This window comes from Hungatella sp. SL.1.14 (assembly GCF_024460495.1).
GTDB classification, from domain to species: domain Bacteria; phylum Bacillota; class Clostridia; order Lachnospirales; family Lachnospiraceae; genus Hungatella; species Hungatella hathewayi.
Genome location: NZ_JANFYJ010000009.1, coordinates 57,140 through 69,877, shown reverse-complemented (window position 1 = coordinate 69,877; position 12,738 = coordinate 57,140). Strand labels below are relative to the sequence as shown.

At 45.5% G+C, this 12,738-nt stretch carries 21 protein-coding genes; 20 read left to right on the top strand and 1 reads right to left on the bottom strand.

Annotated features, from left to right (window positions below; genetic code table 11):
- Positions 1 to 190 precede the first annotated feature (190 nt).
- The gene (locus NE473_RS11600) at positions 191 to 1,228 is read left to right on the top strand and encodes an acyltransferase family protein (RefSeq protein ID WP_055650440.1); all 1,038 of its coding nucleotides are present in this window, start codon (positions 191 to 193) and stop codon (positions 1,226 to 1,228) included.
- On the opposite strand, the gene NE473_RS11595 is transcribed toward NE473_RS11600, so the two are convergent.
- Positions 1,211 to 2,080, bottom strand: a complete 870-nt coding sequence (locus NE473_RS11595; protein ID WP_055650441.1) for a class I SAM-dependent methyltransferase — start codon at positions 2,078 to 2,080, stop codon at positions 1,211 to 1,213. The genes NE473_RS11600 and NE473_RS11595 overlap by 18 nt on opposite strands.
- A 257-nt stretch (positions 2,081 to 2,337) precedes the next feature.
- Between NE473_RS11595 and NE473_RS11590 the strand changes: the two genes are divergently transcribed.
- From NE473_RS11590 to rplR, 19 genes are all read left to right on the top strand, one after another.
- Entirely contained in the window at positions 2,338 to 3,696 is a 1,359-nt protein-coding gene (locus NE473_RS11590) for a cell wall-binding repeat domain protein (RefSeq protein ID WP_022031104.1), read from the top strand.
- A gap of 595 nt (positions 3,697 to 4,291) precedes the next feature.
- Entirely contained in the window at positions 4,292 to 4,609 is a 318-nt protein-coding gene (gene rpsJ, locus NE473_RS11585) for a 30S ribosomal protein S10 (protein ID WP_002604705.1), read from the top strand.
- A 266-nt stretch (positions 4,610 to 4,875) separates the two neighbouring features.
- Complete coding sequence (gene rplC / locus NE473_RS11580; RefSeq protein ID WP_006771880.1) at positions 4,876 to 5,511, top strand: 50S ribosomal protein L3; 636 nt, start codon at positions 4,876 to 4,878, stop codon at positions 5,509 to 5,511.
- A gap of 29 nt (positions 5,512 to 5,540) precedes the next feature.
- On the top strand, positions 5,541 to 6,161 hold the full coding sequence (rplD, locus tag NE473_RS11575; RefSeq protein ID WP_256265260.1) for a 50S ribosomal protein L4: 621 nt from the start codon (positions 5,541 to 5,543) through the stop codon (positions 6,159 to 6,161).
- Entirely contained in the window at positions 6,161 to 6,460 is a 300-nt protein-coding gene (gene rplW, locus NE473_RS11570) for a 50S ribosomal protein L23 (protein WP_006771878.1), read from the top strand. Before rplD ends, rplW begins: the two co-directional genes overlap by 1 nt.
- A 124-nt stretch (positions 6,461 to 6,584) precedes the next feature.
- Entirely contained in the window at positions 6,585 to 7,433 is an 849-nt protein-coding gene (gene rplB, locus NE473_RS11565) for a 50S ribosomal protein L2 (RefSeq protein ID WP_022031106.1), read from the top strand.
- 19 nt (positions 7,434 to 7,452) lie between these two features.
- Positions 7,453 to 7,734: a 30S ribosomal protein S19 gene (gene rpsS / locus NE473_RS11560; protein WP_002604700.1), complete on the top strand. Its 282-nt coding sequence runs from the start codon at positions 7,453 to 7,455 to the stop codon at positions 7,732 to 7,734.
- Positions 7,735 to 7,765: 31 nt separating this feature from the next.
- Positions 7,766 to 8,152 carry a 50S ribosomal protein L22 gene (gene rplV, locus NE473_RS11555; RefSeq protein ID WP_006771876.1) on the top strand — a complete coding sequence of 129 codons (387 nt, stop codon included), beginning with the start codon at positions 7,766 to 7,768 and terminating at the stop codon, positions 8,150 to 8,152.
- An 11-nt stretch (positions 8,153 to 8,163) separates the two neighbouring features.
- On the top strand, positions 8,164 to 8,820 hold the full coding sequence (gene rpsC, locus NE473_RS11550) for a 30S ribosomal protein S3 (protein WP_006771875.1): 657 nt from the start codon (positions 8,164 to 8,166) through the stop codon (positions 8,818 to 8,820).
- Positions 8,820 to 9,257, top strand: a complete 438-nt coding sequence (gene rplP / locus NE473_RS11545; RefSeq protein ID WP_006771874.1) for a 50S ribosomal protein L16 — start codon at positions 8,820 to 8,822, stop codon at positions 9,255 to 9,257. The genes rpsC and rplP overlap by 1 nt, the downstream gene beginning before the upstream one ends.
- The gene (gene rpmC / locus NE473_RS11540; protein ID WP_006771873.1) at positions 9,247 to 9,453 is read left to right on the top strand and encodes a 50S ribosomal protein L29; all 207 of its coding nucleotides are present in this window, start codon (positions 9,247 to 9,249) and stop codon (positions 9,451 to 9,453) included. Before rplP ends, rpmC begins: the two co-directional genes overlap by 11 nt.
- 122 nt (positions 9,454 to 9,575) lie before the next feature.
- Positions 9,576 to 9,830 carry a 30S ribosomal protein S17 gene (gene rpsQ, locus NE473_RS11535; RefSeq protein WP_002604695.1) on the top strand — a complete coding sequence of 85 codons (255 nt, stop codon included), beginning with the start codon at positions 9,576 to 9,578 and terminating at the stop codon, positions 9,828 to 9,830.
- A 26-nt stretch (positions 9,831 to 9,856) separates the two neighbouring features.
- Positions 9,857 to 10,225, top strand: coding sequence for a 50S ribosomal protein L14 (gene rplN, locus NE473_RS11530; RefSeq protein WP_006771871.1), 369 nt, complete (start codon positions 9,857 to 9,859; stop codon positions 10,223 to 10,225).
- Positions 10,226 to 10,238: 13 nt separating this feature from the next.
- On the top strand, positions 10,239 to 10,544 hold the full coding sequence (gene rplX, locus NE473_RS11525) for a 50S ribosomal protein L24 (protein WP_006771869.1): 306 nt from the start codon (positions 10,239 to 10,241) through the stop codon (positions 10,542 to 10,544).
- Between the two features lie 21 nt (positions 10,545 to 10,565).
- The gene (rplE, locus tag NE473_RS11520) at positions 10,566 to 11,105 is read left to right on the top strand and encodes a 50S ribosomal protein L5 (RefSeq protein ID WP_006771868.1); all 540 of its coding nucleotides are present in this window, start codon (positions 10,566 to 10,568) and stop codon (positions 11,103 to 11,105) included.
- Positions 11,106 to 11,120: 15 nt separating this feature from the next.
- Entirely contained in the window at positions 11,121 to 11,306 is a 186-nt protein-coding gene (locus tag NE473_RS11515; RefSeq protein ID WP_002566501.1) for a type Z 30S ribosomal protein S14, read from the top strand.
- A 23-nt stretch (positions 11,307 to 11,329) separates the two neighbouring features.
- The gene (gene rpsH / locus NE473_RS11510) at positions 11,330 to 11,731 is read left to right on the top strand and encodes a 30S ribosomal protein S8 (protein WP_022031107.1); all 402 of its coding nucleotides are present in this window, start codon (positions 11,330 to 11,332) and stop codon (positions 11,729 to 11,731) included.
- Between the two features lie 66 nt (positions 11,732 to 11,797).
- Positions 11,798 to 12,340 (top strand): 50S ribosomal protein L6, encoded by a 543-nt coding sequence (rplF, locus tag NE473_RS11505; RefSeq protein ID WP_022031108.1) that lies wholly within the window; start codon positions 11,798 to 11,800, stop codon positions 12,338 to 12,340.
- Between the two features lie 18 nt (positions 12,341 to 12,358).
- Positions 12,359 to 12,727 (top strand): 50S ribosomal protein L18, encoded by a 369-nt coding sequence (rplR, locus tag NE473_RS11500; protein WP_006771864.1) that lies wholly within the window; start codon positions 12,359 to 12,361, stop codon positions 12,725 to 12,727.
- Positions 12,728 to 12,738: the final 11 nt, after the last annotated feature.

The window sequence follows — 12,738 nt, the reverse complement described above, 5'->3', positions numbered from 1 at the left end:
ATAGGAAGAGACTGACTGGAATGAATCCGTCCGTCTCTTCTTTTTTTGAGAGTTGTTACAGTGTACCTGGTGTCCGCGGCCCCAACAGCCCGCTCTGGCTCCTGCGGATTTGACTAAATGTATTGCCTGTTCTTTTCCTGATGTGATAGAATAAAATAGATATCAGAATGAGAGGGGAGGTACCGTGACCATGGCAGAAAAAACATTCAGAAACAAAATATACTGGTTTACCTTCCTGTTCAGTGTGCTGGTTATCTGGGTGCACTCCTATAATGCCGTGCTGTTTCTGGGAAATACCAAATCGGCGGCTTCCCTGGTGCGTCTGGAACGTTTTTTTGGAGACAGAATCGCCCAGATCGCCGTTCCCGGCTTTTTTATGATCTCCTCCTACCTCTTTTTCCGCGGATACAGACCGGAGATCTTAATGCGAAAGTGGAACTCCCGGATCAGGAGCGTTCTGGTTCCGTATATCGTGTGGAACAGTCTGTACTATTTTGGCTATGTGATCGGAAGCAGACTTCCTTATATTTCTGATGTGATCGGTAAGGGGAAGATTCCGTTCGGCCTTCCGGAAACGGTTGATGCAATTCTGAATTATACCTATAATTATGTATTCTGGTATCTGTACCAGCTGATTCTTCTCATTCTTCTTGCTCCCCTTATTTACCTGGCGGTAAAACGGGTTTGGCCCGGAATCGCGTTTCTGGCAGTTTTGCTGGCTGGCGTCTACCTGGGAATTGATCTGCCGCTGCTGAACCTGGACGCACTGTTTTACTATTCCTTCGCTGCCTTTGCAGCCGTGCACGGAAAAGCGGTGGTGGAAGGCGTCTGGACGCGGAAGCGTCTGCTTGCAGGAATCGCGCTCATGATTGCCGGCTGCATCTCCCTGGGAACGGATCTGCCCGGCAGCAGTCTGGGAGAGGCGGCATCTGTCACCGTGGTTTACCGGCTTCTGGTTCCGGTGGGCTTATGGCTCACGGTCCCGGAGGAGAGCCTTTTCGAGGCCAGGGATTTTATGAAGAATAATTTCTTTTTGTATGCGGTTCACTTTGCACTCGTACGGCTGATCAACAAAACGGGAGCATTGCTGCTCCCGCCTGTACCGGTTCTTGCATTTCTTCTGTTCTTTTTTATGCCGCTGTTTGCAGTTGTGTTAAGCTGGCTGGCCGGCGGCCTGATCCGGCGTTTGATGCCTGCCGTGTGGAGACTGTTAAACGGGGGTCGATGACCAGCGGCCTGAGGCACCGCATGGAAGTACGAGGCCCGTCCGGGTAACCGGAAGACCGACCTCCTCCGACCGGACGAAACCGCCGTGTTTCTTTCCCACTTCGATGGAAAGCATGTAGGTTAAGACGGCGGGGGCCAGGCCCGTGGTATAGGAGTTGATAAGATAGAAGAGCGGATCATCCGAGAGAAGCTGGGCACAGAGCTTTACCAGCGGATGAATGGATTCTTCGATCTTCCAGATCTCTCCCTTGGGGCCGCGGCCATAGGAGGGAGGATCCATGATGATTCCGTCATAATGATTCCCGCGCCGGATTTCCCGTTCCACGAACTTGACGCAGTCGTCTACGATCCAGCGGATCGGAGCCGATTCAAGACCTGAGGAACGGGCGTTTTCCTTCGCCCATCCCACCATGCCCTTAGAGGCGTCCACGTGAGTGACCGATGCTCCGGCAGCGGCAGCGGCTAACGTTGCTCCTCCGGTGTAGGCAAACAGATTTAAGACCTTGACCGGGCGTCCGGCCTCTCTGATTTTAGCGCCGAACCAGTCCCAGTTGGCCGCCTGTTCCGGAAACAGTCCGGTATGCTTAAAACTGAAGGGCTTCAGCTGAAATGTGAGCTCCCTGTATTGAATACTCCACTGCTGAGGCAGATCGAAGAATTCCCATTCTCCGCCGCCCTTTGCGCTGCGGTGGTAATGTCCGTTTCTATGCTTCCAGCCTTTCTCTGTCTTCGGGGTGGACCAGATTACCTGAGGGTCCGGGCGAACCAGTGTGTAGTTCCCCCACCGCTCCAGTTTTTCTCCTTCTGAACAGTCTATTACTTCATAATCCTTCCAACCGTCTGCAATCCACATGCCGTTTATCCCTGACCTTTCTGTATTCACCGTAAATTCATTTCATGATTCTATGATTATACTGGATAAGGCGAAAAGCGTCAAGGGAAGCGGGGACTGAACTGCAGACGATACAGTTGCATTGTTACGAAACTGTATATGATCCGTAATCTGCGTAAAAATTGTAATAGAATTGAAAGATAATAATAGTTGAATAATTTCAGATAAATTGCTACAATGAATAGTGTAAAAAGGAGAATCCTGTAAGGAGTGACAATATGAAGAGAAAAGGTTTCGTTGTGCTGGCGGTTGCTGCAGTACTGGCATTAGGAACTGCCACCATGAGCGCATGGGCAGCGGAGGGATGGGCGCAGTCTGGAAATACATGGGTTTACTATGATTCCAACGGATATAAAGTGACCAATGTGTGGAAAAAAGGCGCGGACAACTTATGGAGATATTTGAACGGCAATGGCGAGATGGCCGTGAATACATGGGTAGATAATACTTATTATATGGATTCTAACGGGATTCTGGTAACGGATAAGTGGATGAAGTTTCAGGAGACCGGCAGCTCCGAGTATAAGTGGTATTACTTCGGAAGCAGCGGAAAAGCGATTATGGATAACTGGTCCAAGATTAATAATAAATGGTATTATTTTGATTCTAACGGTGAGATGCAGACTGGCTGGGTTCTGGACAACATGTATTACTGCGGTACAGACGGAGCCATGAGGACAGGCTGGCAGAAGCTGTTTCCGCCGGACAGCGATTACGATCCGGACCGCGTGTCTCCCGGAGATGAGGGCGACGACGGCAAGCACTGGTACTATTTCAGTGACAGCGGCAAGAAGTATATGCCGAAGGATACCAGCGGAGACTATGGTACCTATAAGATTGACGGTGTAGCGTACTGCTTCGATTCTGACGGAGCCCTTCAGACAGGCTGGAAGAATGTCGGAGTGGATAATGCGGATTACGATATCCAGAATTACAAGTATTACGATTCCAGCGGTAAGCTAAGAACCGGATGGTATTCGGTAGAACCGCCGGAGGATTTAACGGGATATGAAGATGAGGTGGAATGGTTCTATTTCTCTACCAACGGAACGCCAAAGGCGGGGCCGAAGGAAGGGGAGGCCACGACACAGAATTTAACCAAGATTAACGGAAAGACGTATCTGTTTAACGACAAGGGGAATCCGGTCTACGGCCTTCAGAAGGTCAGGATTGGAAGCAGCACGGAGTATACCGCTTACTATTTCGGTGACAAGAAGACGAGTACCATGCAGAAGGGGAAGATCAAGGTCAGCGAGGGAGACGGCGGTGAAGAGACGTATTACTTCAGCGACAGCGGCCGTGGCTATACCGGAGTAAAGGACGGGTATCTCTATTATATGGGCAGGCTGCAGAGAGCGGAGGACGGTGTCAGATATGAGCCGATTACGATTCCGGCTGGAAACAGCTACACGACCTATGTAGTAAACTCCTCGGGCAAAGTCGCCAAGAACACGACGGTTAAGAATGCGGATGGGGTGAAGTACAAGACGAGCAGCAGCGGTTCCCTTTTAAAGGTGGATGACGAGAATGCCTCCGGAAGCTATCGTGAGCCGACCGAACCGGTTTGGAAAGAATAAGAATCCGTGTAAGAGAGATTCAGAAGGAATATCATAGACATGACAGGAATGCAGGATTGGAGCAGAAAAGACGGCTCTGATCCTGTTTTTTGTCTGGCTGATCCGGCTTATCTGCCCTTCGCCGGTCCGGCACTGCAGCTGGCTGCGTTTCCCGGACCGAGACATGGACAGGTGGGCTGCACCAGTTCTTTACAGTTATTATTAATAAGAAGAAACTAAGAAGAAACAGCGAAAGATGCCACGAAAACAGCGGATTTGCAGCGGATGGGAAAAAATCAAAAAAAATTATAAAATAAAGAAAAAAATGCTTGCAATGTAAAAAAAAGTGTGCTATTCTGTAAAGGCTGTGGCATGATAGCTGTGAAGCGTGAGGTTGCTGTCTGAATTCACCGAACGAAAGTGAGGGAAGCAAAGGCAGGTTTTCCGTGGAGCGAATGTCAAGTTAGGAAACTGGCGACAAGTCACTGTACAATTAAAGAATTCTGTTTCGAAAAAACGGAAAGTCAGTGTGGGGTCCTGGAGGACACACACGGGAACGTGTACAGTCACCGCTTGTCGTACTTCTATTAAGTGCGAAAAGGAGGCGACTTTTTTTATGGCAAGTCAAGTAATGAGAATCACATTAAAGGCGTACGATCATCAGTTAGTTGATCAGTCTGCAAGCAAAATCATCGACACTGTGAAAAAAACAGGATCACAGGTGAGCGGACCGGTGCCGTTACCAACGAAGAAGGAAGTGGTAACCATCTTACGTGCAGTTCACAAGTACAAAGATTCCAGAGAGCAGTTCGAGCAGAGAACGCACAAGAGACTCATCGATATCATTACACCAAGTCAGAAGACTGTGGACGCATTATCCAGACTGGAAATGCCGGCCGGTGTATACATTGATATCAAGATGAAGAACAAATAAGCATTCTTCATCACATCAATTAAGGTAATATCCTGAAGGGTTTAGATATAGAAGCAACACACCATTCCGCCGAACCTCGGTGAGGGGAACTCTCCAGTTCCTCCAAAGGAATCAACATCTCCCGAAAAGCCCGCTGTGTAAGCACCAGAGGGAGCTTCAGACGGAGTCATAGTGTTCCACTTATATTGGACTGTTCTAGGATGATTGCAGAAGGGATTTATAATCCCGGCAATCCGCTGTAGAATTAACAAACAGGAGGTAAAAACATGAAGAAGGGTATATTAGCTACCAAAGTCGGAATGACACAGATCTTCAATGAGGACGGAGTATTAACTCCAGTAACAGTTCTTTTAGCCGGCCCGTGTGTAGTAACACAGGTTAAGACAGCTGAGAACGACGGTTACGATGCAGTACAGGTTGGTTTTGTTGACAAGAGAGCAAAACTTGTGAGCAAGCCAGTGAAAGGCCACTTTGACAAGGCCGGTGTATCTTACAAGAGATACGTAAGAGAGTTCAAGTTCGAGAATGCTTCCGAGTATTCCGTAAAGGACGAAATCAAGGCAGACATCTTCGCTGCAGGCGATAAGATTGATGCAACCGCAATCTCCAAAGGTAAAGGTTTCCAGGGTGCTATTAAGAGACACGGACAGTCCAGAGGACCTATGGCTCACGGTTCCAAGTTCCATCGTCATGCAGGTTCCAACGGTTCCTGTTCTGACCCGAGCAAGGTATTCAAGGGCAAAAAGATGCCTGGACAGATGGGTAACAAGCGTGTAACAATCCAGAATCTTGAGATCGTTAAGGTCGATGCAGAGAACAACTTAATTCTGGTTAAGGGCGCTGTACCAGGACCGAAGAAGTCCTTAGTAACAATCAAGGAAACAGTAAAAGCAGCAGTTTAATGCTTTTATAAGAAAGGAGGAACACACAGATGGCAAACGTATCTGTTTACAATATGGAAGGTAATGAAGTTGGCACATTAGAGTTAAACGATGCTGTGTTTGGTGTGAATGTAAATGAGCATCTTGTACACTTAGCAGTTGTCAGCCAGCTTGCGAATAAGCGCCAGGGCACACAGAAAGCGAAAACTCGCGCTGAAGTATCCGGCGGTGGAAGAAAACCGTGGAAGCAGAAAGGAACCGGTCATGCAAGACAGGGTTCAACAAGATCTCCACAGTGGACAGGCGGCGGAGTTGTATTTGCTCCAACACCAAGAGACTGCACGATCAAACTGAACAAGAAGGAAAGAAAGCTTGCGCTTAAATCCGCTCTTACAAGCAGAGTGAACGAGAATAAGTTCATCGTTGTTGACGAGTTAAAGTTTGACGAAATCAAGACAAAGAAGTTCCAGAACGTTTTAAATAACTTAAAGGTATCCAAAGCACTTGTAGTTGTTGGCGATGACAGCACAAATGCAGTGAAGTCCGCAAGAAACATTCCGGCTGTTAAGACTGCTTTTGTTAACACGATCAATGTATACGATATCTTAAAGTATAACACAGTTGTTGCTACCAAGACTGCTGTTGCAGCAATCGAGGAGGTGTACGCATAATGGCAGATATTAAATATTTTGACGTAATCCAGAAGCCGATCGTTACTGAGAAGAGCATGAACGCTATGGCGTCCAAGAAGTATACATTCATTGTTCATCCGGAAGCAAACAAGGCTATGATCAAAGAAGCTGTTGAGAAGATGTTCCCGGGAACCAAGGTTGCCAGCGTGAACACCATGAACTTAGAAGGAAAGACCAAAAGAAGAGGAATGACCTTCGGCAAGACAGCAAAGACGAAGAAAGCGATCGTTCAGCTCACCGCTGACAGCAAAGATATCGAAATCTTCGAAGGACTGTAAGCAGCCCTTCATCTATGTGATGAACACTATATCACGATAAAATGAAACGCCTGGAGGCGTTGAAGCACTTGCGGGCCCGTGAGGCTCATGTATAGGTGCTTTTGTTAGAAAGGAGAGTTACAACATGGGAATCAAAAAGTATAACCCATATACCCCTTCCAGAAGACATATGACTGGTTCTGATTTCAGCGAGATTACAAAGAAGACTCCTGAAAAGTCCTTAATCAGCGCTACCATGAACAAGCAGGCTGGTCGTAATAATCAGGGTAAAATCACTGTTAGACATCGCGGAGGCGGTGCTAAGAGAAAATATAGAATCATCGATTTCAAGAGAAACTCCAAAGATGGCATTCCGGCAACCGTTATCGGTATCGAATACGATCCGAACAGAACTGCCAACATCGCTTTAATCTGCTACGCAGACGGTACCAAGTCTTATATCCTTGCTCCGGCTGGTTTAACAGACGGTATGAAGATCATGAGCGGTGAGAATGCAGAGGCCAGAATTGGTAACTGCTTACCATTAGGCCAGATCCCGGTTGGTACACAGGTACACAACATCGAACTTTATCCGGGCAAGGGCGGTCAGTTGGTCCGTTCCGCTGGAAACTCTGCTCAGTTAATGGCAAAAGAAGGCAAATATGCAACCTTAAGATTACCTTCAGGTGAGATGAGAATGGTTCCGATAGGCTGCAGAGCTACCATTGGCGTTGTAGGTAACGGAGATCACTCCCTTATCAACATCGGTAAAGCTGGTAGAAAACGTCATATGGGTATCAGACCTACTGTACGCGGTTCCGTTATGAACCCGAACGACCATCCGCACGGTGGTGGTGAAGGAAAGACCGGTATCGGCCGCCCGGGTCCATGTACACCATGGGGCAAACCTGCTCTTGGTTTAAAGACCAGAAAGAAAAACAAGCAGTCTAACAAGTTAATCGTTAGAAGAAGAGATGGAAAGACCATTAAATAATTGAAGGAGGTTAGAACCTATGGCTCGCTCACTGAAAAAAGGACCATTCGCGGATGCGTCTTTACTGAAAAAAATTGATGCTATGAACACAGCAGGACAGCATCAGGTAATTAAGACCTGGTCCCGTCGTTCTACCATCTTCCCACAGATGGTTGGACATACAATTGCAGTTCATGATGGAAGAAAGCACGTTCCGGTATATGTTACAGAAGATATGGTTGGACATAAACTCGGTGAATTCGTTGCAACCAGAACCTACAGAGGTCATGGCAAGGACGAGAAGAAATCCGGACGTAAGTAATAGATTGATTAATTGAAAGGAGGCTTCACCAATGGCTAAGGGACATAGAACCCAAATTAAGAGAGAAAGAAATGCTCAGAAGGACACGAGACCGTCAGCAAAGTTATCTTATGCCAGAGTTTCTGTTCAGAAGGCATGCTTCGTATTAGACGCCATCAGAGGCAAAGACGCACAGACAGCACTTGGTATTGTAACCTACAATCCCAGATATGCTTCTACTTTAATAGAAAAGTTATTAAAATCAGCGATCGCAAATGCTGAGAATAACAACGGTATGGATCCGTCCAAACTTTACGTAGAGGAATGCTACGCAAACAAAGGACCGACAATGAAGAGAGTAAAACCGAGGGCACAGGGCCGCGCTTATAGAATCGAGAAGAGAATGAGCCACATCACCATCGTGCTTAATGAAAGATAAGGAGGCAAATAATGGGACAGAAAGTTAATCCACACGGCTTAAGAGTCGGTGTTATTAAAGACTGGGATTCCAAGTGGTATGCAGAAGCTGACTTTGCAGACAATTTAGTTGAAGACTACAAGCTCAGAACATACTTGAAGAAGAGATTATACAGTGCCGGCGTATCTGATATCGAGATCGAAAGAGCGTCTGACCGTGTTAAAATTATTATCCACACTGCAAAACCGGGCGTAGTCATCGGTAAGGGTGGTTCTGAAATTGAGAAGTTAAAAGCAGAAGTTCAGAAGATGACAGATAAGAAATTATTTGTTGATATCAAAGAAATCAAGAGACCAGACAAAGACGCTCAGTTAGTAGCTGAATCCATCGCACAGCAGTTAGAGAACCGTGTTTCCTTCCGTCGTGCCATGAAGTCCACCATGGGCCGTTCCATGAAGGCTGGCGTTAAGGGTATCAAGACTGCAGTTGCAGGACGTCTTGGCGGCGCTGATATGGCTCGTACAGAGTTTTACAGCGAGGGAACAATTCCGTTACAGACATTACGAGCAGATATTGACTATGGTTTCGCTGAAGCAGATACAACCTACGGCAAAGTTGGCGTTAAGGTATGGATCTACAAAGGCGAGATACTTCCAACTAAAGGAAATAGGGAAGGGAGCGATAAATAATGTTAATGCCTAAGAGAGTTAAACGTCGTAAACAGTTCCGTGGTTCCATGGCTGGTAAGGCTTTAAGAGGCAACACAATCAGCAATGGTGAATACGGTTTAGTCGCTTTAGAGCCATGTTGGATCAAATCAAACCAGATCGAGGCAGCCCGTGTTGCCATGACCCGTTATATCAAGCGTGGTGGTAAAGTCTGGATTAAGATTTTCCCGGATAAACCTGTAACAGCAAAGCCAGCAGAAACCCGTATGGGTTCCGGTAAGGGCGCTCTGGAATACTGGGTAGCAGTAGTGAAACCAGGCCGTGTATTATTTGAAATCGCTGGAGTACCTGAAGAAACAGCTCGTGAAGCTTTACGTCTTGCTATGCACAAGTTACCATGCAGATGTAAGATTGCTGCTAAAGCGGATTTAGAAGGCGGTGATAACAGTGAAAATTAATAAATATGTAGAAGAATTAAAGGCAAAATCAGTCACAGAACTGAACGAAGAATTAGTAGCTGCGAAGAAGGAACTCTTTAACTTAAGATTCCAGAACGCAACGAATCAGTTGGATAACACCAGCAGAATCAAAGAAGTTCGTAAGAACATTGCCAGAATCCAGACTGTTATGACAGAGAAGGCTAAACTGGCTTAAGCAGATATTTTCATCTCAGTATGACACACACGACCGTGTGGAAACTTGTGAGTGATAGAAACACTTTTGAGTGTACTCTGTATCCAGGAAACGGATACAATCATTGAAAGGAGTAACGTAACGTGGAAAGAAATTTAAGAAAAACCCGTACGGGCAAGGTAGTCAGCAATAAGATGGATAAGACCATCGTTGTAGCTATCGTAGACCATGTAAAACATCCTTTATACGGCAAGATCGTAAAGAGAACGTATAAATTAAAAGCTCATGACGAAAACAACGAATGCAACATGGGCGATACAGTAAAAGTAATGGAAACAAGACCGCTGTCCAAGGACAAGAGATGGAGACTTGTTGAGATTATCGAGAAAGCGAAATAAATTATTTCCAGGAAGGAGTAACAGGCATGATTCAGCAGGAGACCAGATTAAAGGTTGCCGACAATACCGGTGCGAAAGAATTACTGTGTATCCGTGTTATGGGCGGCTCTACAAGAAGATATGCTAATATTGGTGATATTATCGTCGCTACCGTTAAGGATGCAACACCAGGCGGTGTTGTAAAGAAAGGTGACGTAGTAAAGGCCGTTGTTGTGCGTACTGTAAAAGGTGCCCGCCGCAAAGACGGTTCTTATATCAAGTTCGATGAGAACGCTGCAGTAATAATCAAAGATGACAAGACTCCGAGAGGAACTCGTATCTTTGGACCGGTTGCAAGAGAATTAAGAGAGAAACAGTTCATGAAGATTGTTTCCTTAGCTCCAGAAGTATTATAGGGAGGTGTCGACTGTGCATAAAATTAAGAGAGATGACCTGGTAAAGGTTATCGCAGGAAAAGATAGAGATAAACAGGGCAAAGTTCTTCATGTAGATACAAAGAACAACAAAGTCCTGGTGGAAGGCTGCAACATGATCACCAAGCATGTAAAGCCGGGCCCTGGCAATCCACAGGGTGGTATTGTTCAGAAGGAAGCTGCGCTTGACATCTCCAACGTAATGCTCGTTGTAGACGGAAAAGCTACCAGAGTCGGCTTCGAAGTAAAAGACGGTAAAAAAGTCCGTGTTGCCAAGGCGACCGGAAAAGCGATTGACTAATTCGGAGAGGAGGAATAAAAATTGGCTAGATTAAAAGAAACATATCAGAACGAAATCGTAGAAGCTATGATTAAGAAATTCGGATATAAGAATATTATGGAAGTGCCGAAGTTAGATAAGATCGTTATCAACATGGGCGTTGGTGAAGCAAAGGAAAATGCCAAGGTTTTAGACTCTGCGGTCAGAGACTTAGAAATCATCTCCGGACAGAAGGCAGTCTTAACAAAGGCTAAAAAATCAATTGCTAACTTCAAGCTCAGAGAAGGCATGCCAATCGGCTGTAAGGTAACATTACGCGGCGAGAGAATGTATGAGTTTGCAGATCGTCTGATCAACCTTGCATTACCTCGTGTACGTGACTTCAGGGGTGTGAATCCTAACGCATTTGACGGCAGAGGAAACTATGCCCTTGGTATCAAAGAGCAGCTTATTTTCCCTGAAATTGAGTACGATAAAGTTGACAAGGTAAGAGGTATGGACATTATTTTTGTTACTACCGCTAAGACCGATGAAGAAGCCCGTGAACTTTTGACATTATTCAATATGCCATTTGCAAAATAACAGGAGGAATATTCCATGGCAAAGACTTCAATGAAGATTAAACAGCAGAGACCTGCAAAGTTCTCCACAAGAGAATACAATCGCTGCAGAATCTGTGGACGTCCACATGCTTATTTAAGAAAATACGGTATCTGCAGAATCTGCTTCCGTGAATTAGCATACAAGGGTCAGATCCCAGGCGTTAAGAAAGCAAGCTGGTAAAATAAGGAAGGAGGCAATTCAAAATGACAATGAGCGATCCAATCGCAGATATGCTTACAAGAATTCGTAATGCAAATACTGCCAAACATGATACAGTAGATGTACCTTCATCCAAGATGAAATTAGCTATTGCTGATATCCTTGTAAAAGAGGGCTACATTAAGAAATATGATCTCGTAGAAGACGGTGCTTTCCAGACCATCAGAATCACCTTAAAGTACGGCAAAGATAAAAATGAAAAAATCATCACAGGAATCAAGAGAATCTCCAAACCTGGTTTACGTGTATACGCAAACAAGGAAGAGTTACCGAAGGTTCTGGGTGGTTTAGGAACAGCTATCATCTCCACAAACCAGGGCGTTGTAACCGATAAGGAAGCACGTGAACTCGGCGTAGGCGGAGAAGTGCTGGCATTTGTTTGGTAATTTAAGAACTACTGAAAACAGAGAAAGCGCAGACGCTTTTTCCGAAAATTTAAGGAGGTACACGGCATGTCACGTATAGGAAGAATGCCTATCGCGATTCCGGCAGGTGTTACTGTCACAATCGCAGAAAATAATAAAGTGACTGTAAAAGGTCCAAAGGGAACTCTGGAAAGAGTATTACCGGCTGAAATGTCCATCAAAGAAGAAGATGGCCAGATCATCGTTAGCAGACCCAGCGATTTAAAGAAGATGAAATCTTTACACGGTCTGACAAGAACACTGATCAACAACATGATCGTCGGCGTAACCGCTGGTTACGAGAAGAAACTGGAAATCAATGGTGTAGGTTACAGAGCTCAGAAGCAGGGCAAGAAGCTTGTTCTTTCCCTCGGCTATTCTCATCCGGTTGAGATGGAAGATCCGGAAGGTCTGGAGTCCACAATGGAAGGCCAGAACGTCATCATTGTAAAGGGTATCGATAAAGAAAAAGTAGGCCAGTACGCTGCTGAAATCAGAGACAAGAGAAGACCTGAGCCGTATAAGGGCAAAGGTATCAAATATGCTGATGAAGTTATCAGACGTAAAGTTGGTAAGACTGGTAAGAAATAATTTAAGGAGAGTGTAAAAATGGTTAGCAAACAGTCAAGAAGCGAAGTTCGCGTGAAAAAGCACACCAGATTACGTAATCGTTTTGCAGGCACTGCAGAAAGACCGCGTTTAGCTGTGTTCAGAAGTAATAATCATATGTATGCTCAAATTATTGACGATACAGTTGGTAAAACTTTAGTCTCAGCTTCTACAGTTGAAAAAGAAGTAAAGGCTGAATTAGAGAAAACTAACAACGTTGATGCTGCAGCATATGTAGGTACCGTAATTGCCAAGAGGGCTCTCGAAAAGGGAATCAAGGAAGTTGTATTTGACAGAGGCGGCTTCATATATCAGGGCAAGATTCAGGCATTAGCAGACGCAGCCAGAGAAGCTGGTCTGGAATTCTAGTAGAGAGGAGA

Coding starts and splice junctions, on each gene's coding strand:
- NE473_RS11600 (WP_055650440.1), top strand. CDS start 191: ATGGCAGAAAAAACATTCAGAAACAAAATATACTGGTTTACCTTCCTG.
- NE473_RS11595 (WP_055650441.1), bottom strand. CDS start 2,080: ATGTGGATTGCAGACGGTTGGAAGGATTATGAAGTAATAGACTGTTCA.
- NE473_RS11590 (WP_022031104.1), top strand. CDS start 2,338: ATGAAGAGAAAAGGTTTCGTTGTGCTGGCGGTTGCTGCAGTACTGGCA.
- rpsJ (WP_002604705.1), top strand. CDS start 4,292: ATGGCAAGTCAAGTAATGAGAATCACATTAAAGGCGTACGATCATCAG.
- rplC (WP_006771880.1), top strand. CDS start 4,876: ATGAAGAAGGGTATATTAGCTACCAAAGTCGGAATGACACAGATCTTC.
- rplD (WP_256265260.1), top strand. CDS start 5,541: ATGGCAAACGTATCTGTTTACAATATGGAAGGTAATGAAGTTGGCACA.
- rplW (WP_006771878.1), top strand. CDS start 6,161: ATGGCAGATATTAAATATTTTGACGTAATCCAGAAGCCGATCGTTACT.
- rplB (WP_022031106.1), top strand. CDS start 6,585: ATGGGAATCAAAAAGTATAACCCATATACCCCTTCCAGAAGACATATG.
- rpsS (WP_002604700.1), top strand. CDS start 7,453: ATGGCTCGCTCACTGAAAAAAGGACCATTCGCGGATGCGTCTTTACTG.
- rplV (WP_006771876.1), top strand. CDS start 7,766: ATGGCTAAGGGACATAGAACCCAAATTAAGAGAGAAAGAAATGCTCAG.
- rpsC (WP_006771875.1), top strand. CDS start 8,164: ATGGGACAGAAAGTTAATCCACACGGCTTAAGAGTCGGTGTTATTAAA.
- rplP (WP_006771874.1), top strand. CDS start 8,820: ATGTTAATGCCTAAGAGAGTTAAACGTCGTAAACAGTTCCGTGGTTCC.
- rplN (WP_006771871.1), top strand. CDS start 9,857: ATGATTCAGCAGGAGACCAGATTAAAGGTTGCCGACAATACCGGTGCG.
- NE473_RS11515 (WP_002566501.1), top strand. CDS start 11,121: ATGGCAAAGACTTCAATGAAGATTAAACAGCAGAGACCTGCAAAGTTC.
- rpsH (WP_022031107.1), top strand. CDS start 11,330: ATGACAATGAGCGATCCAATCGCAGATATGCTTACAAGAATTCGTAAT.
- rplF (WP_022031108.1), top strand. CDS start 11,798: ATGTCACGTATAGGAAGAATGCCTATCGCGATTCCGGCAGGTGTTACT.
- rplR (WP_006771864.1), top strand. CDS start 12,359: ATGGTTAGCAAACAGTCAAGAAGCGAAGTTCGCGTGAAAAAGCACACC.